The sequence below is a fragment of the Sphingobium sp. TomTYG72 genome (assembly GCF_055394715.1).
Map to the genome: position 1 here is coordinate 1,518,142 of NZ_AP027336.1, position 19,132 is coordinate 1,537,273.

18 protein-coding genes and 1 tRNA gene are annotated in these 19,132 nt (G+C 60.0%); 15 read left to right on the top strand and 4 right to left on the bottom strand.

Annotated elements, in window-relative coordinates; genetic code table 11:
* Positions 1 to 457 precede the first annotated feature (457 nt).
* Together ACZ5U1_RS07625 and ACZ5U1_RS07630 are read left to right on the top strand one after the other, a co-directional pair.
* Positions 458 to 1,447 carry a LacI family DNA-binding transcriptional regulator gene (locus ACZ5U1_RS07625; RefSeq protein WP_464777881.1) on the top strand — a complete coding sequence of 330 codons (990 nt, stop codon included), beginning with the start codon at positions 458 to 460 and terminating at the stop codon, positions 1,445 to 1,447.
* A 304-nt stretch (positions 1,448 to 1,751) separates the two neighbouring features.
* Positions 1,752 to 2,693 carry an IS110 family RNA-guided transposase gene (locus ACZ5U1_RS07630; RefSeq protein WP_464777874.1) on the top strand — a complete coding sequence of 314 codons (942 nt, stop codon included), beginning with the start codon at positions 1,752 to 1,754 and terminating at the stop codon, positions 2,691 to 2,693.
* A gap of 14 nt (positions 2,694 to 2,707) precedes the next feature.
* Here the strand turns inward: ACZ5U1_RS07630 and ACZ5U1_RS07635 are convergent, their stop codons facing one another.
* Complete coding sequence (locus tag ACZ5U1_RS07635) at positions 2,708 to 3,565, bottom strand: SMP-30/gluconolactonase/LRE family protein (RefSeq protein WP_464777882.1); 858 nt, start codon at positions 3,563 to 3,565, stop codon at positions 2,708 to 2,710.
* A gap of 3 nt (positions 3,566 to 3,568) precedes the next feature.
* The gene (locus ACZ5U1_RS07640) at positions 3,569 to 4,663 is read right to left on the bottom strand and encodes an aldose epimerase family protein (protein WP_464777883.1); all 1,095 of its coding nucleotides are present in this window, start codon (positions 4,661 to 4,663) and stop codon (positions 3,569 to 3,571) included.
* A 165-nt stretch (positions 4,664 to 4,828) separates the two neighbouring features.
* On the opposite strand from ACZ5U1_RS07640, the gene ACZ5U1_RS07645 reads away from it, so the two are divergent.
* Positions 4,829 to 6,133, top strand: a complete 1,305-nt coding sequence (locus ACZ5U1_RS07645; protein ID WP_464777884.1) for a sugar MFS transporter — start codon at positions 4,829 to 4,831, stop codon at positions 6,131 to 6,133.
* 66 nt (positions 6,134 to 6,199) lie between these two features.
* Here ACZ5U1_RS07645 and ACZ5U1_RS07650 read toward each other — a convergent pair whose 3' ends face one another.
* Positions 6,200 to 7,093: an N-formylglutamate amidohydrolase gene (locus tag ACZ5U1_RS07650; RefSeq protein WP_464777885.1), complete on the bottom strand. Its 894-nt coding sequence runs from the start codon at positions 7,091 to 7,093 to the stop codon at positions 6,200 to 6,202.
* Between the two features lie 147 nt (positions 7,094 to 7,240).
* Here ACZ5U1_RS07650 and cpdR point away from each other — a divergent pair, with 147 nt between their 5' ends.
* Complete coding sequence (gene cpdR / locus ACZ5U1_RS07655; protein ID WP_449473629.1) at positions 7,241 to 7,618, top strand: cell cycle two-component system response regulator CpdR; 378 nt, start codon at positions 7,241 to 7,243, stop codon at positions 7,616 to 7,618.
* A gap of 7 nt (positions 7,619 to 7,625) precedes the next feature.
* Here cpdR and ACZ5U1_RS07660 read toward each other — a convergent pair whose 3' ends face one another.
* Positions 7,626 to 8,960 carry a dicarboxylate/amino acid:cation symporter gene (locus ACZ5U1_RS07660; protein WP_464777886.1) on the bottom strand — a complete coding sequence of 445 codons (1,335 nt, stop codon included), beginning with the start codon at positions 8,958 to 8,960 and terminating at the stop codon, positions 7,626 to 7,628.
* A 127-nt stretch (positions 8,961 to 9,087) separates the two neighbouring features.
* Here ACZ5U1_RS07660 and ACZ5U1_RS07665 point away from each other — a divergent pair.
* The 11 genes from ACZ5U1_RS07665 to rfbH all read left to right on the top strand — a co-directional run bounded on the left by ACZ5U1_RS07665 (position 9,088) and on the right by rfbH (position 19,090).
* A tRNA-Val gene (locus ACZ5U1_RS07665) sits at positions 9,088 to 9,162 on the top strand.
* A 545-nt stretch (positions 9,163 to 9,707) separates the two neighbouring features.
* Positions 9,708 to 10,745 carry a tyrosine-type recombinase/integrase gene (locus tag ACZ5U1_RS07670; RefSeq protein WP_464777887.1) on the top strand — a complete coding sequence of 346 codons (1,038 nt, stop codon included), beginning with the start codon at positions 9,708 to 9,710 and terminating at the stop codon, positions 10,743 to 10,745.
* Between the two features lie 376 nt (positions 10,746 to 11,121).
* A complete protein-coding gene (locus ACZ5U1_RS07675; RefSeq protein ID WP_464777888.1) occupies positions 11,122 to 12,357 on the top strand; it encodes a Fic family protein in 1,236 nt (411 codons plus the stop codon).
* Positions 12,358 to 12,514: 157 nt separating this feature from the next.
* Positions 12,515 to 13,012, top strand: a complete 498-nt coding sequence (locus tag ACZ5U1_RS07680) for an NIF family HAD-type phosphatase (protein ID WP_464777889.1) — start codon at positions 12,515 to 12,517, stop codon at positions 13,010 to 13,012.
* A gap of 159 nt (positions 13,013 to 13,171) precedes the next feature.
* Positions 13,172 to 13,399, top strand: a complete 228-nt coding sequence (locus ACZ5U1_RS07685; protein WP_464777890.1) for an AbrB/MazE/SpoVT family DNA-binding domain-containing protein — start codon at positions 13,172 to 13,174, stop codon at positions 13,397 to 13,399.
* A gap of 4 nt (positions 13,400 to 13,403) precedes the next feature.
* The gene (locus ACZ5U1_RS07690) at positions 13,404 to 13,784 is read left to right on the top strand and encodes a type II toxin-antitoxin system death-on-curing family toxin (RefSeq protein WP_464779993.1); all 381 of its coding nucleotides are present in this window, start codon (positions 13,404 to 13,406) and stop codon (positions 13,782 to 13,784) included.
* A gap of 49 nt (positions 13,785 to 13,833) precedes the next feature.
* Positions 13,834 to 13,989, top strand: a complete 156-nt coding sequence (locus tag ACZ5U1_RS07695; RefSeq protein WP_464777891.1) for a hypothetical protein — start codon at positions 13,834 to 13,836, stop codon at positions 13,987 to 13,989.
* 270 nt (positions 13,990 to 14,259) lie between these two features.
* A complete protein-coding gene (locus tag ACZ5U1_RS07700) occupies positions 14,260 to 15,738 on the top strand; it encodes a hypothetical protein (RefSeq protein WP_464777892.1) in 1,479 nt (492 codons plus the stop codon).
* A gap of 144 nt (positions 15,739 to 15,882) precedes the next feature.
* Positions 15,883 to 16,650, top strand: coding sequence for a glucose-1-phosphate cytidylyltransferase (rfbF, locus tag ACZ5U1_RS07705; protein ID WP_464777893.1), 768 nt, complete (start codon positions 15,883 to 15,885; stop codon positions 16,648 to 16,650).
* Positions 16,647 to 17,726 (top strand): CDP-glucose 4,6-dehydratase, encoded by a 1,080-nt coding sequence (gene rfbG, locus ACZ5U1_RS07710; protein WP_464777894.1) that lies wholly within the window; start codon positions 16,647 to 16,649, stop codon positions 17,724 to 17,726. Before rfbF ends, rfbG begins: the two co-directional genes overlap by 4 nt.
* Complete coding sequence (rfbH, locus tag ACZ5U1_RS07715) at positions 17,723 to 19,090, top strand: lipopolysaccharide biosynthesis protein RfbH (protein ID WP_464777895.1); 1,368 nt, start codon at positions 17,723 to 17,725, stop codon at positions 19,088 to 19,090. Before rfbG ends, rfbH begins: the two co-directional genes overlap by 4 nt.
* The last annotated feature ends 42 nt before the right edge of the window (positions 19,091 to 19,132 follow it).

A 19,132-nucleotide genomic window follows, 5' to 3' on the forward strand; every position in this document is an offset into this window, starting at 1 on the left:
AAAAACTCTTAACCCTGATTGCATTAGCAGAGGTTGATGAAGGTCAGGGCGGTGACGCGGGCCATCAGATATGATCGAGCCGAGGCAGAACGAGCGATTCGCGTCGTTCAGCAAAATGGTCGGGAGGCGGCATGGCGGGCATGGATCGCCCGCGCCAGATGCCCGCCGAGGTTTTCGATGATGAAGGGAAAGCGCATCCCGGACAGCCGCGTGCTCGTGCAGTAGCCCGTAGCTGTCCGGGATGACCTCATCGCCATTCAGGGAATGACAACGCTGTCTTTCTTTAGACATTTGCGATGATCGATCAAGTCCCTTTTTTACTGTCTTGAGCCGAAAATCCGGACGCGATCCTTGGCCCCTGCGCCTCAGCCTTGTGCCGGGCGGCCTTTCCGTGCCAAGGCCGGAAAGATGCAATGGGGCTGTCACACAGGATTGGGCGCAATTCGCCGGGAGTTTCATGGCCAGCATCAATGACGTGGCGGCACTGGCACGCGTTTCGATCAAGACGGTCTCGCGCGTGGTCAACAAGGCGCCCAATGTCAGCGAGGAACTGCGCGACCGGGTGACTGCGGCGATAGCGGAACTGGACTATCGCCCCAACCAGTCCGCGCGGAGGCTGGCTGGCGGTCGGTCGTTCATGATCGCCTTCCTCTACAATAATCCGGTGGCAAGCTACATCAGCGGCATCCAGGCGGGTGCCGTCAACCGGTGCCGGGAACTGGGCTATCATCTGGTGGTCGAGCTGATCCCGCTGGCGGGTGAGGAGCGGTTCGACATATTGGAGGGGCTGGCGGCGGCGCTGCGTCCGGATGGCGTATTCCTGGCGCCGCCGCTGTCCGACGACCCCGCCGTGCTGGAATGGCTTGCTGGCAAGAAATTGCCCTGCGCGCGGATCGCGGGGCCGAATGGGGCGCAAAGCCTGAATATCGTGACGCCGGAATGGGCTGCGGGACGGATGGTGGCCGATCATCTGCTTGGCCTCGGCCATCGCCGGCTCGGCGTCATCACGCCCCCGCCCGGCCATGAGGCGGCGACGCATCGCGTGGACGGGTTTCGCGAGGGGCTGGCGGCAGCGGGGCTGGCGGAGGAGCCTGAATTGTTCGTCGAGGGCAGGTTCGACTATCCGTCGGGGATCGCGGCGGGTGAGATGCTGTTGGGGCTGGCCGAGCGGCCGACCGCGATCTTTGCGACCAACGACGACATGGCGCTGGGCGTTCTGCAACTGGCGCGGCAGCGGGGCTTGAGGGTGCCGGACGATCTTTCGGTGGTGGGGTTCGACGATACGCCCGCCAGCGCGACGGCCTGGCCGCCGCTCACGACTGTGCGGCAACCGCTGGCGCAGATGGGCGCGGCCGTCATCGACGCGCTGATCAACCGGCCCGCCAAGGCGCCGCAGTTCGATTTCGAGCTGGTGCGGCGCGAAAGTTCCGCGCCGCCGACTGCCTAGAGCATTTTCGAAGCAGATGGCATCATCTGCTGGCTCGGAAAATGCGGAAACAAAAGACAAATAGAGCATGATCCGATCCGGTCTGGTCGGATCATGCTTGTCTTATGACATTGCGGTCCGTTTGGGTCATGCTGGATTGCCCGGGCCGGGGTGGCCACCCCGGCCCGGGCGGAAGGGGACGGATCGTGAAAACGCCGGTCGTTGTGGGACCGGGCTAGAGTAGGATCGCCCCTTTCTTTTCCATCAGGCCCGAACGGATACCGGGGTTTTGGACCCGGATGACAAGCATGGGATAGCGGAAAAGATGAGCGACAATCTACCACAGACGATCGGCATCGACATCTCCAAAGCGAGCCTCGACTGCCATGTCCACCCTGCCGGCGCCGAACGTCAGTTCGCCAACACCGCCAAGGGCCACAAGGCGCTGATCGCCTGGCTGCGACAATGGCCGGTCGAGCGGATCGCCTATGAGGCAACCGCAACCTACCATCGAGCGCTGGAGGCGGCTCTGGCCGACTGGCCCTGCGTTAAGCTCAACCCAGAGCGCGCCCGGCGCTTCGCCCAAGCGACTGGCACTCTGGCCAAGACCGATCGCATCGATGCCATGTTGCTGGCCCGTATGGCGGCCACCTTGCAGCCGCCGGTCAGACCCGCTCGAAGCGCACAGCAGGCGCAGATGGCGGAGCTCATCAATGCCCGAGACGGCCTCGTGCGCGATCGCACCGCGCTCAAGAATCGCGAGAAGAACCTCACCATCGCCTTCCTCAAGCGCCAGTGCCGGCAGCGGCTCGAGCAGATCGATCGGCATATCGAGGCGCTCGATACCGAGATCGCCAACCTGATCGCCGCGGATGCCGCGCTCGCCCGCCGGCATGAGATCCTCACCAGCATCGCCGGCGTCGGAACGCTGACCGCCAACCAGCTCATCGCCACCATGCCCGAACTCGGCAGCCTCGAGAATAAGCAGGCCGCATCCCTCGCCGGTCTCGCCCCCGTCGCTCGACAGTCCGGACAATGGAAAGGCAAGAGCTTCATCCGTGGCGGACGCGCCAACGTGCGGCAGGCTCTCTATATGCCGGCCCTCGTCGCCGCCCGGTACAATCCCGATCTCAAGGCAAAATATCAGCAGCTCGTTACTGCCGGGAAGCCCGCCAAGATCGCCATCACCGCCGTCATGCGAAAGCTCGTCGTCACCGCGAACGCCCTGCTCAAAGCCGATCGATGCTGGATGCAATCTCCAGCTTGATCATCACGGATACTCTAGCCTGCGTAGAGCGGCGTCGGCATGCCCTTCACGCCCGCGTCGACTTCAAACAGGCCGCCGTCATAGTCGCTGTCCGGCAATCCGACGGCCGCCGAACTCACGAACATGCGATCCAGCGCGGGGCCAGCAAAACAGATGTTCGTCACCTGTTGCGCGGGCAAGGCGATGGCACGGTCCAGCTTACCGTCGGGCGTGAAGCGGCTGATGCGGCTGCCGCTCCAATGCGCGATCCAGAGATGTCCTTCGGCATCCACCGTCATGCCGTCGGGATAGCCGTCCGCGTCGCCGAACTGGATGAAGACTTCTCGCGCGGAAAGGCCGCCGCCTTCGGTGCGGGCGAAGCGGTAGACGGTGCGGCGCGCGCTGTCGGTGTGATAAAGCCAGTTGCCGCAGGGCGAAAAGGCGGGACCATTGGGCACGCGATAGCCGCTGTCCATCTGCGTCCAGCGGCCATCCGGATCCAGCCGGTAGAAGGCCCCGCTATCCTCCTTCTCCGCCATGTCCATCGTGCCGCACCAGATGCGTCCTTCAGCATCCGCCTTGCCATCGTTCATGCGGTTGCCGGGCAAATGCTGTTCAGGGTCGCCGAACGGCTCGATCGTCAGCGGATCAAGGGAAAGGCGCGCGAAACCGCTCTGCAATCCGGCGATGAAGCCGCCCCCCTGCCGCTCGGAAACCCAGCCGATCGGCTCCGGCATGGCCCAGCGGTCGATGCGGCCATCCGCCAGCGACAGGCGATTGAGCGCGGGGGCGATGATGTCGGTCCAATAAACGGCATTGTCGCGCGCGGACCAGAGAGTGCCCTCGCCCAGCTGATCGCGAATGTCGCGTTTGATGAGTTGCCACTGCGCCATGGGTCAGCGCTTTACCGAGAGGCGATAGATCATGACGTGGCGATAGGGCTTGCCGGGATCGACCCGGGCCGAAGGGAAGTTCGGATGATTGGGCGCATCGGGGAAATTCTGCGGCTCAAGCGCGAAGCCGTCGCCCATGCGATAGAGATGACTGTTTTTACCAAGGAATGTCCCGTCGAGAAAATTGCCGGAGTAGAATTGAAGTCCAGGCTCCGTGCTCAGCACTTCAAGCACGCGTCCTGACTCAGGGTCCTCAAGACGCGCAGCCAGTTCCGGCGTTGCCGTCTGCCCCTTGTCCAATACCCAATTATGATCATAGCCCCGCCCGAAGCTGATCTGCTGATCGGCGCCGTCGCGCACCGCATCGTCCACGCGGCGGGGGACGCGGAAGTCGAACGGCGTTCCCGCGACCGGCCTGATCTCGCCGGTGGGAATGAGTCCCGCATCGACGGGCGTGTAGGCTTTGGCCGGTATCGTCAGCAGATGGCCAAGGGCGCCGCCCGGCGCCCCCTCGCCCGCCAGATTGAATGTGGCATGGTTAGTGAGGTTGACGATCGTGGGCTTGCTCGCCTTCGCCTCGTAACTGATGGTCAGGCCGCCGCTTTCGTCCAGTGCGTAGCTGATGCGGGTGTCAAGCTGGCCGGGATAGCCCGCCTCCCCATTCGGGCTGCTGTAGGAGAGGACGACTTCTGGCCGTGGTTCGCGGCGAACCGACACGACCTTCCATACCTGCTTGTCGAACCCCTTGCCGCCGCCGTGCAGCGCATTGCCCTTGTCATTGAGGGGCAGCTGGTAGGTCTGACCATCCAGAGTGAACCGGCCATGCCCGATGCGGTTGGCATAGCGGCCGACAGTCACGCCAAAGTAATCGGGCCGAGCCAGATAGCCGGCCAGATCATCATAACCGAGCAGTATATCGGCCTGCTTGCCGTCCCGATCCGGCCCCGTCAGCGATTGCAAAGTCGCGCCATAGGTAAGAATGCGGGCCGAAACGCCGTGGTCGTTAGAGAGCGTGATCGCCTCGACCGCCGTGCCGTCTGGAAGCTGGCCTGCGGGAGCGCGGCTGGCTTCGGTCGCCCATGCTGACGTGCTTGCCATCAGACATGCAAAATAATAGGACGACGATGTTCGAAAAGCATGGCTGATCCAGCCCCTCTGCATACGATCCCCTTACCGCCGGGGTATATTGACGCCCGACCGGCAGCTATATACTCGGACAAATTGAAGCAGCACAAGCCTGTTGGCGCCTGTTGGAGAAGATGAATGCCTGCACCTCCCTCATCATCAGCCACTCTGACGGCGGGCGACCACCCCGCCACCCGGTACGGGCCTGCCCTGACGCTGCTGGCCAGCCTGTTCTTCATGTGGGGCTTCATCACCGTCATCAACAACACGTTGCTGCCGCATCTGCGCAGCGTGTTCGAACTGAACTATACCCAGACAACCTTGATCGAGTCCGTCTGGTTCATTGCCTACTTCGTGGCATCCATCCCCTCAGCCAAGCTGATCGAACGCGTCGGCTATCAAAAGGCGCTAGTGATCGGCCTGCTGATCATGGCGGCGGGGTCGCTGGGCATGATGCTGGCGGCCAGCCTGCCATCCTATGGCGTCACCTTGGCCATGCTGTTCATCATCGCCAGCGGCATCACGCTGTTGCAGGTTGCTGCCAATCCCTATGTGGCGGTCGTCGGCAAGCCGGAGACAGCGTCGTCACGCCTCAATCTGGTGCAGGCGATGAACTCGGCTGGTACGATGCTCGCTCCGCTGTTCGGCGCCTATCTGATCCTTGGCCGATCAAAGGGCGGCACGGCGAGCGCGGACGTCGTCCTGACCCAGGCGGAACGGTTGGCCGATGCGCAATCGGTGATCCTGCCCTACGGGCTGGTTGCTGCGGTCCTGCTGGTGCTGGCGATCGTGATCGCTCGCTTTCCCCTGCCCGCCATGGGTTCGTCCACCTCGCGTCTGGCGAAGGAGGAGCGCAAGAACCACTCGCTCTGGGCGCATCGCAACCTGGTGTTCGGCATCCCCGCCATCTTCATTTACCTGATCGCGGAGATCGGCGTCGCCAACCTTTTCGTCAACTTCGTCAGCCAGCCTGACATCGCCAACCTGACCCATGAGCAGGCGGGACGTTATCTCACTTTCCTGTGGGGTGGCATGATGGTCGGTCGCTTCGTCGGATCGGCGATCATGCAGAAGGTGGACGCGGGCAAGGTTCTTGCCGCCTTCGCCACGGGGTCGTTCATCGTGATGCTGGTCGCGGTCTTCAGCCAGGGGGCGGTCGCCATGTGGGCGCTGATCCTGGTGGGCCTGGGCCATTCGATCATGTTTCCGACCATCTTCACCCTGGGCATCCGTGGGCTGGGGCCGTTGACCGAAGAGGGTTCGGGCCTGCTGATCATGGCAATCGCTGGCGGGTCGCTGGTGGTGGTGCAGGGATGGCTCGCCGACAATTACGGCTTGCAGAACAGCTTCCTGCTGACGGCCGCCTGCGAACTCTACATCCTCTTCTATGCCCTTTGGGGTTCAAGGCCCACGCACGCGTTGCCTGATCAGCATCTGGAATGATGCGCGCATAGCGGTATCAAGCGAAGGCCGGGGTGCAGGCAGCGCCCCGGCCTTTTGCATATGCGGCTATTCCGCGGCGAGTGGATAGGCGGCGCGCGGCGCTTCGCTGGCCAGCGCGTCGATCAGGGATCTGATGGCCGTCTGAACCCTTGGCAGGCCGGGGCCGGGGTTGTCCAATGCGGCATCGAGATAAAGGCTGCGGTCGACCTCCACCTGCAAGGCGTAGAAGTCGTGGGCCGGATGCCCATGGCGTTCGATCATATGGTCGCCCGCATAGGGATGGTTCTGCGCCACCGTCAGCCCATGCCCCTCCAGCACATCGGCCGCCAGCGTCATGAGCCGCGCCGACGCAGCCCGGCCGAAGCGATCCCCCAGCACCACGCTGGGCGCAGGCTGTCCGGCAGCGGCAGCGGGGAGCGGCGGCATCGAATGGAGATCGATCAGCACGGCGTGGCCATGGACTTCGCGCGCCGCGCGCATCATCCGCGTCAATGCGTCATGGTAGGGCCGGTGGATCGTGTCGATCCGGCGACGGACTTCGTCCCATCCGATGGGCCGCTGCCACAGTTCATAGGCGCCTGGCAGGCGACGGGGTAGAAGGCCCAGGCCGCCACGCAGCTTTGCGCTGCTCTGAAGGGGGACGTCACGGGGCAGGCCCGTCACCATCGCGGGATCGATTTCCCGTTCATGGCGATTGAGGTCGATCATCGCGCGGGGCGTGCGCGCGACAAGCACATGATAGCCTCGCTCAATCAACGGATGGGCCAGCAGGTCGGCCCAGCGATCCTCCAGCCGTCGCAATATGTCCGGCGCGACTCTGGCGCTGCCCAGCAGAGCCGGAGCATATTCGCGCCCGGCATGGGGCACCGAAATAACCACCGGGGCGATCGGGCGGTCCGGTCCGTAGAGATCATGAGAGGCTGTGGATTGGGCCGGAGCGCGCGGTGCGGAATAACTCAAATCATCTCCTTCCACAGGGCGCGGCAAAAATGGTTACCCGGCTGGATATATATGCTGGTTGTCGCATATAATGGCATGCAGCGCCACCCGCGAGGGGTGCCGCACGAGATTGGCCGACACCGGCCAGAGACGAGATTGATCCAAGCGATGGTTCGAATTTTGCTGGCCGAGGATGATGACAGCATGCGCGTCTATCTCGCCCGCGCGCTGGAGCGGTCGGGATATGAGGTGGTGGCGGTCGCCACCGGCGCGCAGGCCGTGCCGCATATCGACGACGATCATTTCGACCTGCTGCTGACGGATATCGTCATGCCGGAGATGGACGGCATCGAACTTGCCCAGCATGCGGCCACAGTCGCGCCGGACATGCGGATCATGTTCATCACGGGCTTTGCCGCCGTGACGTTGAAGGCGGGGAAAGCGGTGCCGCAGGCCAAGGTGCTGTCCAAGCCCTTCCACCTGCGCGATCTGGTGCTGGAGATCGACCGGCTTTTCGGCAGCACGAGCATGAGCGAGCTAAACTGAACGCCGCTTAGCCGGGGACGACTTCTTCCATATCGGGCGTCGGAGGCAATGGCCTGCCCGCCATGGCAGCCGCGAATCGATCGCGGTCGAGCCCCTTCTCCCACGCCGACACGACCACCGTCGCGACTGCATTGCCGATGAAGTTGGTGAGGCTGCGGCATTCGCTCATGAACCGATCGACGCCGAGGATCAGGGTCATGCCCGCGACCGGCACGGACGGGACGATCGAGAGCGTGGCGGCGAGCGTGATAAAGCCCGCGCCCGTGACGCCCGCCGCGCCCTTGCTCGACAGCATGGCGACCAGCAGCAGCAAGATCTGGTCGCCGATGCTCAAATGGACGTTGGTCGCTTGCGCTATGAACAGCGCCGCCAGCGTCATGTAGATGTTGGTGCCGTCGAGGTTGAAGCTGTACCCCGTCGGCACGACCAGCCCGACCACGGACTTGCGGCACCCTGCCCGCTCCATTTTCTCGATAAGGCTCGGCAGCGCGGCTTCCGATGAGGAGGTGCCGAGTACCAGCAGCAGTTCGGCCTTCAGATAGCGGATGAGGTGCAGGATGTTGAAGCCGACCAGTTTGGCGACAAGTCCCAGCACGACCAACACGAACAGCAATGAGGTGAGATAGAAGGTCGCGACCAGCTCCGCTAGGTTCGCAAGAGCGCCTACGCCATATTTGCCGATGGTGAACGCCATGGCGCCGAGTGCCCCAACGGGGGCGGCCTTCATGAGGATCGCCACCAGCCTGAAGATCGCGTGGCTGGCCGAATCCAGAACCTGCATCAGCGGGTCCGCCTTGTCACCGATCAGGGTCAGGGCGATGCCGAACAATATGGCCACGAACAGCACCTGAAGGATGTTGTGGCCATCCGCGACGGCCGAGATCAGCGTGGCGGGGATGATGTCCATGAGGAAGCCGATGAGCGACCGGTCATGCGCCTGCTGCTGATATTCCGCGACCTTGCCCGCGTCGAGCGTCGCCGGGTCGATGTTCAGCCCCGCGCCCGGATGCACGACATTGGCGACGATCAGGCCGACGATCAACGCAAGGGTGGAAAAGGTGAGGAAGTAAGCGAATGCCTTCGCCGCCACCCGCCCGATCGCGCCCAATTCCTTCATGCCCGCGATGCCCGTCACAATGGTAAGGAAGATGACCGGCGCGATGATCATCTTCACCAGCTTGATGAAGGCGTCGCCGAGGGGCTGGAGCGCAACGCCCGTTTGCGGGAAGAAATGGCCGATCAGTACCCCGATCGCGATGGCGGCGAGCACCTGCACGTAAAGCTGCCGGTAAAAGGGCAGCGGCGCGGCTGCTCCGTCCGCTGCGTTGTGGATGTCCTTCATGCGCCTCCGGCCCGCCGCTCTTTCGGCGCACAATATGGGCTGCGCGCACCCTGTCCAGAGAATTAGCATTTAAGCGAATTTCGCGCTTGCACACCCCACCACCCCCCGCTATTGGCGCAACTCCCGTGGGCGTGTAGCTCAGTGGTAGAGCACTGTGTTGACATCGCAGGGGTCGCAAGTTCAATCCTTGCCACGCCCACCATCGAAAACCCCGTCAAATCAACGGTTTGGCGGGGTTTTTGTTTGCCTGACGGAGATGGGATCCGCTGCCGTGCCCAGGGCATTTTTGGGCAAATTTGGGGTGTATCCGCCCTCCTTTCGGCAAATTTTGGGCATGAAAATGGCGGGCGAACCCACCGAGATTCCGATTCGCTAGCGCTTCGCCGACATGGTCTCGCGAAGCCTCATAATGCGTCGTCGCGGACCCAAGGACGTGTCGTTACGGCAGTTGCCCAGAAGATGCATCTCTCGCCAGCAAAGGGATGCCGTGTCGCGGCAGAGCCGCCTATCTCACCAGCACCCAAAAGACGACACGCTGGCTCCGCCTCCCATAGAGCCCGCGATCCTCCGAAACAGACACAAGCCCTTCGGGTCTCGTAACATTCTATACCAGCCCGGCATGGCCACCGCCGGGCATGCACCGGAATGCGCCAGACCTTCACGAAACATGGCGTGCCCCACGTTCAGGAATGCGGATAAAATCCGTGCGGCGGAGGCGCGAAATCACATGCGATTGGAAAAGACCACATGCTCTCAATCCGTCCCCGTGGGAAGAAAGGCATATATCATATGCGAGGCTCGGTATCGCTTGGCGACAAGCATATCGAGGTACAGGAGTTCAGCCTAAGGACAACCGACCGCGACGCCGCAGCTCATCTGATGGCAGAACATGAAACGAAGCTGCGCCACCAACTCATGTTCGGCCCCGCTGCGCTCGTCGCTCAAGGAACTATCGCCGATGCCTTCAACAGCTATCTGTCAAAGGCCAAGCCTCCTTGCGCATCCGACATCTTGCGCATCGGCAAACTCAATGGTCTCATTGGCGACTTCAGCCTGCGCGAGCCGAAGCAGGCGTGGGAGCATTTTCGCCGGGCTTACCTGACCGGCCATGATCCGGGCGGTCAGGACCGCTATCGCTCGGTTTTCCAGGCAGCGATCAATGTCCATCACGATCTGCATGACCTTCCACCGCTCCGGATCAAGGCGATCCCGTTCAACAATGAGCGGGTGCGCTTCCTGAGCAAGGAGGATCGCGATCGACTGATCGCGGCCTATTCACCGCACATCCAGCCAATCATCACCATGCTGGCTTTCCAGGGTCCGCGGATCCAGACGGCATTGCAGATTCCGTGGGGCGTCGATGGGGTCGATATGAAAGAGAGATCGATCCGGCTCAACCACAGCAAGAACGCTGTCATCAAATCGGTGCCGATGCATTCTCGCGTGTTCGATGTGCTTCGCCCGATCTGGGAAAAACGAGGACAGCCGACAAATGGCCATGTCTTCCTCAACCGGTTTGGCAAACCCTATTCGGACACGCGCAAGGCGAAGATCCCCGGTGGCAACCCGATCAAGAACCAGCATGCGACCGCATGCACGCGCGCCGGGATCGAGGATTTCACCGTCCATGACTGGCGCCATCACTGGGCTTCACACTGCGTGATGGCGGGGATCGACCTCATCACCATCATGAACATGGGTGGCTGGAAGTCGCTGCGGATGGTCCAGCGCTATTCCAGCGTCAGCGTGGATCATATGCGCGAATCCATCAACAAGTTGAGCTAAGCGCACCCGTTGGGGAAGCGAGATACCGCAGATCAAGGCATTGCCATCGGAGAGAATTCTCGATCTGTCTCCCCTCGCTTCCTATCTCACCCTTGCGAATAGCCGAACTCCTTCCATTCCCAGCGGTTATACAGCCGGTCCGCAGGTACCTTCCGCTGACACACCCATGCGATCGGGACTAGAAATTCGATGAGAGAGGTTTTCTGTGGGCGGGACAGGGCCACGAACATTTCAAGAATCTGTCCAGTTACTAGACCCGGCTGTAGGCCGGCCATTAGATCGGCCAAATGATCGGCCAAAAAGGGAGGGTGCAAAGCCTTAGACCCCAAAATCCCGACAGTTGCCTTGATTTCTTACGCTTGCTAAGATCGGCCAGATGATCGCTGAACAGCCTGATGAAAGCCCTAGCCGCATCGAGCCTGCGCGGATCGATACGTTAAATGGAGACTTGCCCGATCTGATTGCCGAGGTAGCGGCCAACGCAGAGCGCCTTGGGCGATCGCTCCATCCTACGACCGCTTCTAACCTGGCCAACCTCGTACGGCTGATGAACACCTATTACAGCAATCTGATCGAAGGCCACAACACACGTCCGCGCGACATCGAGCGAGCACTGGGGGGCGCAAGGGACGAAGGGCAGCGCGATCTCCAGCAGGAAGCCGTAGCCCACTATCGCCTGCAGGAACATATCGACCGGCAGGCGGCCACGGGCACTCTCCCCGACCCTGCCGATCCTTACTATATTCGCGAACTACACCGGCAATTCTATGCGGATGCATCAGCCGAGATGCTGACCATACGCAATGGCGATCAATCCTTCGTGATGACGCCCGGGGAATGGCGGGCGGGGCCTGATCAGGATGTCGAGATCGGTCGGCACCTGCCGCCGAGCAGCCGGTGCGTGCCCGCCTTCATGGATTATTTCAATCTGCGCTTCGCCTTTGAGCCTGCCCCCGGACGAGTTCTACAGGGAGTCGGTCCTGGAAAGGCGAAACGCGTCCTTGCCATGGCGACTGCACATCATCGCTTCAACTGGATTCACCCTTTCCCAGATGGCAACGGCCGGGTCAGCCGCCTTATGAGCCACGCCATGGCCCATAAGGCTGGTATCGGCGCCCATGGCCTGTGGTCCATTTCTCGCGGATTGGCGCGTGGGCTGGAGCCGGGGCTTGATGGGCGCAGCGAATATAAGAGGCATATGGCCTGGGCGGACGAGGTCCGGCAGGGGGAGCGTGATGGTCGCGGGCATCTGTCACTGAAGGGATTGGAGCTTTTTACGACCTGGTTCCTCAAAGTGTGCCTCGATCAATTGACCTACATGTCGAGCCTGTTCGAGCTGGACGTATTGGCGAAACGGCTCGATCGATATGTTGCGCTCAGCCCGACACTGCCAAAAGAGAGCAGCCGCCTTCTGCAGGAAGCGCTGATCCGCGGAGAATTTGACAGGGGCGAGGCGGAACGGATCACGCAATTGCCTGAGCGTTCTGCCCGCCGGGTCCTCAAGCAACTGACCGACGAGGGGCTGCTCGCCTCCGAGAAACCGAAAGGGCCGGTTTCGCTCCGCTTTCCCAGTGACACGTTGGAAATATTGTTCCCGCGCCTTTACATGTAAGGTTGCAGAATAAGAACTGGCGGCGTCCAATGAGCGGCGGAATGGACGTCCTATAACGATAACCCATATCGCCGCGAAGCAGCCGGGTCGGGCCACCACCGCCCGCACGCTGGGCGGTAAGTCTATATCCTTGGGTCAAATTGGCTACGCAACTTCAATGGACAGGGAAGCGCCAGACCTCGACCGGCCCTTGCTCATCCTCGATCTGGATGAGACGCTGATCCATGCCAGAGAGGAAGCGCTCGACCGCCCGGCGGACTTCCAAGTCTTCGGCTACCATGTCTATCGGCGGCCCTATCTCACCGATTTCCTCAACAGCGTTCGGGCTGATTTCGATCTGGCTGTCTGGTCGTCCGCCTTTGACAATTATGTCACCACCGTTGTCGATCATCTTTTCGGCACGGGCTTTCCCCTGCGTTTCGTCTGGCCATGTCTTTCTCAATCGGTTTGGCAAACCTTATTCGGACACGCGCAAGGCGAGCGTTCCCGGCGGGAACCCGATCAGGAACCCGCATGCGAACGCGCGGAGATCGAGGATTTTACCGTCCATGACTGGCGGCATCACTCGGCGTCCCACTGCGTAATGGCGGGCATCGACCTCATCACCATCATGAACATGGGTGGCTGGAAGTCGCTACGGATGGTGCAGCGCTAGTCCGGCGTCAGCGTAGACCATATGCGGGAGTCCATCAACAAGCTGAGCTAAGCGCACCTGCCGGGAAGCGAGATACTGCAGATCAAGACATTGCCACTGGAGAGATTTCCGATTTGCCGCCACTTGCTTTCCCACATCCACTTCTGTTATAACTACCGTATGAACAGCGCTCTTAAAATCACGAAAATTGGAAACAGCGCAGGTGTCATCCTGCCCCGCGATGTTCTGGCGCACCTTAATGTCCAGGTGGGCGAAACGCTCTCACTGGTGACTACTTCCCGGGGAATCGAGTTAAGTGCAGCTGTGCCGGATTTTGAAGCCCAGATGACCGCTGCTCGCGAAGTGATGCTTCGACGCAAACGCGCACTGCGTGAACTCGCCAAATAGTTCCATGCTTCACTGGATTTGGGTCACGGCCGCGGTGGCCGTAGCAGCACATGCCGAGCAAGTGGCGGAGCATGGCGGAAATGATGGTATTCGCGACCATGGCCTGCTTGATAGCGCTATAGCCCGCCCGGTAAACTTGGCGGGTTATGGCGAACCCGGTGTCGCAGACTTAGCCGCAGCCTATGCGTTCGGGATCGCGCGAAACCATCCGTTTGTGGACGGTAACAAAAGAACCGCAGCGGTGGTGAGCGAAACTTTCCTCATGCTCAACGGATACGAGTTGACCGCCACGGATGCCGAGTTGGTGGTGGCCTTTGTTGCGCTCGCTGGCGGCGAACTGTCAGAGGTAGAGATGGCTGATTGGTTCCGCCAGCACATCCAATAGGTGCTGACATTTATCTGTCAAAGGCCAAGCCCCTTGTGCGTCCGACATCTTGCGCATCGGCAAACTCAATGACCTCATCGGCGACTTCAGCCTGCGCGAGCCGAAGCAGGCGTGGGAGCAGTTTCGCTACCAGTCATGGCTGGCCGTGCTGACATTCTTTTCAGTTACTCAACAAATAGAGATGCTGCGGCTATTCTCTGTATGATTTCTTAAGGCGTCGATGTGAATATCGACATGGAATTGATTCGCATCACGGCGTCTGACAGCTTCAGCCAATCCGCCAAGAACGGCCGGTGTAACAGGAGGGCCAAGTAACTCAATGACGAGCTTGCAAGCCGAGTATGAGCGTGGGAAACATGCCGCACATCCGGCAAACCTCGCGAACAGAACTATAAGCCACCTGTCAAAGTTGCGTGCCGGAGCCAGCTCGGTCCGGTTTGGCCCTGGGCCTATAATTGCTATCATATTGGCGATATTGGCACTGCAGAATCTTCTGCTCTGGCGATTTCTGAATGTTATGCCTGGGTGGCTCTATGCGCTCGCCATCTTGCTGGTCGGAATCACGGCATGGTCCGTTGCGAAAGATCGGCCAATCCATACCCTTGCGACATCGGTCGTCGATCAGCAGGCTCTCAGCTTACGCAGGTTGTCGCTGTTGGCGTTGGTCGCTCTTGTAATTTTCGTGCTTGGTGGCGAAGGGCGATTTTTCTATGCCAATTACGACTGGCAGGTGCGCGATTCCCTTTTGCGCGACCTCATCGTCTATCCTTGGCCCTTCGCCTATAAGTTCGATGGTCCGATAGAACTTCTGCGCGCCCCGCTGGGCATGTATCTGTTGCCCGCCGTCGCTGGCAAGGCGCTTGGTGCCAGCGAGGCGAATCTGGCGCTTCTGTTCCAGAACAGCGTGCTTTTGGCACTTCTTCTTGGACTTGGATCGATGCTTTTCACGAGCAGGCGCTCCCGCGTTCGTGCCCTAGTGATAATAGTATTCTTCAGCGGAATGGATGTTATCGGCCAATGGTTGCACTCACGCATCCTGGGCCAGCCGTTTCCTAACCACATCGAACAGTGGGCGTTGATCCAATATTCCTCACACATCACCCAAGCTTTTTGGGTTCCGATGCACGCACTGTCCGGCTGGTGCGGAGCCATCCTGTTTCTTCTTTGGCGTGAGAAGCGGATTACGCTGGGCCAGATGTACGTGCCGGTGCCATTCCTGATGTTGATGTCGCCGCTCGGCGTTATGGGCACCCTTCCCTTCGCAGCCTATGCCGGTATTGTGACTTTGTGGAGGCGCGAACTAAGGGTAAAGGACATAGTCCTACCAGGAATCGCTACGTTGCTAGCTTTGCCCGCAATCCTCTATCTCGGTGCCGGCAGCAGCGCGGTCGGCCTGCGTTTCATGTCATTGCCACCTATGTTGTATGTGGTTTTCGAATTGCTTGAAGTCGTACCATTTCTGGCTGGCGCTGCCTTTATCGGCCGCGTCAGCGCGGGCGAACGGGGCACTTTACTTTTAGTCGCCGTCTGCCTTCTGTTCTTGCCCTGGATACAACTGGGCGACGGCATGGATTTCACCATGCGGGTTTCCATCCCCGCGCTCGCAATCCTGTCTTTTCAAGTCGCACGAGCATTTGACCGACCGGCAATCAGTTCGGCTGACCATCGAGCCGTAGCAGTGCTGGCTGGAGTGTTGATAATAGGTTTTGTCACCGGCGAGTTTGAAATCGTGCGCGCCATTGTCAATCAAATTCCTCCTCGTGTGCAATGCAACATGGCGACCTCCATTTATCAGATTCCCGGTGTTTCGAAGGATTCCAGTAGGGCAACTTACTTTACGCTGCTCAACGCCTTACCGGCCATTATCAGACCCCATCCCACGAGCGTTATCGGCCCCGAAACAAAACGGTGCTGGGACCAACCCTGGAGAGTCAGACACTTTGAAACATCTTGACCAGCAGCAGGCGGCCTGCTTGCATCAGGGCGCATGGGCAACAAAAGAATTCCGGTGGCGGAATACATAACGCACCGCTAATAAAAATATTAAACGGGTTGGGATGGGGCCACATGTTGAGGCGGCATCGCTAGGGGTAATTTGATGCAGGCAGTCATTCTTGCCGGGGGATTGGGCACGCGGCTGGGTGAGGAAACCTCCGTCCGTCCGAAGCCCATGGTAGAAATCGGCGGGATGCCGATCATCTGGCACATCATGAAGATCTATTCGGCTGCGGGCGTGAACGATTTCATCGTCTGCCTCGGCTACAAAGGCTATATGATAAAGGAATATTTCGCCAATTACTTCCTCCATACTACCGACGTAACAATCGACTTAAAGAATAATAATATCGAGGTTCATCAAAATTGGAGTGAGCCTTGGCGAATAACCTTAGTCGATACTGGTGCTGATACCCAAACAGGGGGGCGCCTCAAGGCGATCGCCAATCACCTCACAGAAGGCCAGCCATTCTGCTTGACCTATGGTGATGGTGTTGCCGATATCGATATCGCCGGTCTCATCGCTTTCCACCGGAGCCATGGAAAAAGCGCAACGATCACAGCGGTCGCCCCGCCCGGCCGCTTTGGTGCGATTGAATTCGACGGCGAGTTCGTTCGCAGTTTTAGGGAAAAGCCTGCGGGAGACGGCGGACTGATCAATGGCGGTTTTTTCGTCGCGGATCCATCGGTCATCGAATTGATAGATGGCCCGGAAACGATATGGGAACAGAAACCGCTCGAGCATCTTGCCGCCGCTGGCGAACTAGTTGCCTATCGCCACGAAGGCTTTTGGCACCCGATGGATACCTTGCGTGACAAGGTCTACCTCGAATCGCTTTGGCAGCAGGGTGCGCCTTGGAAAAGCTGGTGAAAGCCTCTTCCTGGGCGGGTCGGCGCGTGCTGGTCACCGGCCATACCGGGTTCAAAGGCGGCTGGCTGTCGCTCTGGTTGCATCGACTGGGCGCTCATGTCACAGGCTTTTCACTGCCCCCGCCGACGCAACCTAGCTTCTTCGAACAGACGTGTCTGGCTGGTCTGGTTGGCCATGTTGAGGGCGACGTCCGCAACATGCAGGCGGTGTCGGATGCGATCGAAGCCGTGCGACCGGAAGTCGTGTTCCACCTCGCCGCTCAGCCTTTGGTACGCTATTCCTACGACAATCCGGTCGAAACCTATGCGACCAATGTCATGGGGACGGTGCATGTGCTCGAGGCCTGTCGCACCAACGACAATGTCCGTGCCATAGTCTGCGTCACGACCGACAAATGCTATGAGAATCGCGAATGGGTGTGGCCTTATCGGGAGAATGATCCGATGGGCGGTCACGATCCATATAGCAGCAGTAAGGGAGCGGCAGAACTGGCCATCGCCGCCTACAGACGCTCCTATTCCGCGGATTCGAAGATAGCCTCTGCCCGTGCAGGCAATGTGATCGGCGGGGGGGATTGGGCGGAAGATCGCCTTGTTCCCGATATCATACGCGCCCTTATCGCGGGCGATCAGCCGATGATCCGCAATCCGGCTTCGATCCGTCCTTGGCAACATGTTCTGGAGGCATTGTCGGGCTATCTGTTGATCGGAACCCAGTTGCTTCAAGGCCTGGACGAGGCAGCGACAGCTTGGAATTTTGGCCCTTCTGAGGACGACACACGCCCGGTGAGCTGGATCGTCGATAAGATGCTCACAGCTTGGGGCTCATCCAGCGGTTGGGGCCAGCCTTCCGTTTCTCAACCGCACGAGGCCACCCTGTTGAAGCTCGATTCCAGCAAGGCACGTAGCGAACTGGGCTGGAAGCCCAGGCTCAGGCTAAACGAAGCGTTAACCAAAATAGTAGATTGGCATAAGCATGTGGAACGCGGGGGGGACGCCCGCGAAATCAGTTTGCAGCAAATCGACGAGTATATGGCGCGCTGTGCCGCGGAATTAAGCGAGGATCAATGGGCGTGAACGATATTCCTGGCGCCGCACAGCTACAGGCTCTTGCCGAACAATCGGACGAGGCGCAGCTGCGCCACCTCATCCTGGATCTCGTTGGGGAATATGCCCGCCGCCACCATGCTCCCAAGACCTTCGTACCGGGGGAAAGCGCCGTGCCTGTATCGGGCAAGGTTTACGGCGCAGAGGACATGCAGGCGCTGGTCGATTCCTCTCTGGATTTCTGGCTGACGACTGGCCGCTTCAACGCCGCATTCGAGGACAGGTTGGCGGCTCGGATCGGTGTGCAACATGCATTGACGACCAATTCGGGATCCTCAGCCAACCTTCTGGCACTGTCGTCCCTCTGCTCCCATTATCTGAGGCGAGACGCGCTCAAACCGGGTGATGAAGTGATCACGGTTGCGACCGGCTTTCCGACCACCGTCAACCCAGCGCTCCAATATGGGCTGGTGCCGGTGTTTGTCGATGTCGATATCCCAACCTACAACATCAAGCCTGACGCGATCGAGGCCGCGGTTTCCGACCGTACGCGGGCCATCATGATTGCCCATACGCTCGGCAATCCCTTCGATCTTGGCGAAGTGATGCGGGTCGCGGAGAAATATAATCTGTGGGTGGTAGAAGATTGCTGCGACGCCCTAGGCGCAACCTATGACGGGCGGAATGTCGGTACGTTTGGAGACATCGGCACATTGAGCTTCTACCCCGCCCATCATATCACCATGGGTGAAGGTGGCGCGGTCTTCACGGACAAGCCTCGGCTCAAGCGGGTCATCGAATCCATGCGCGACTGGGGCCGGGACTGCTGGTGTGCGCCGGGCATGGATAACACGTGTGGCAAGCGCTTCTGCCGCAAGCTCGGCGATCTGCCGATGGGCTATGATCACAAATATACCTACAGCCACTGCGGCTATAATCTCAAGATTACGGACATGCAGGCTGCCGTCGGCTTGGCCCAGCTTGACCGACTTGACGGCTTCATCGCAGCGAGGCAGCGCAATTTTAATCTGCTGACGCAGCTTCTGAAGCCGTTTGAGGACGCCTTCATCCTCCCGGAATCCACGCCGAATAGCGAGCCTTCGTGGTTTGGATATCCCATTTCCATTCGCGAAGGCGCCCCCTTTACTCGTGATGATCTGGTGCGGCACCTCGATACGCACCGCGTCGGTACGCGTCTCTTATTTGGGGGTAACTTGATCAGGCAACCCTATATGCGCGGACGCAACTATCGGGTTTCTGGTTCGCTGGACAACGCCGACTTCGTGACGGAGAGGACTTTCTGGATCGGCCTTTATCCCGGCTTGGGCGAACTCCATCTGGGATATGTGGCCGAGACATTAGAGAGTTTTTTAAGGAACTATGTTAATCACTAGGCCCTGCGACTGTGAAGGCAGTCGCTCGGCGCGGGGGAAATT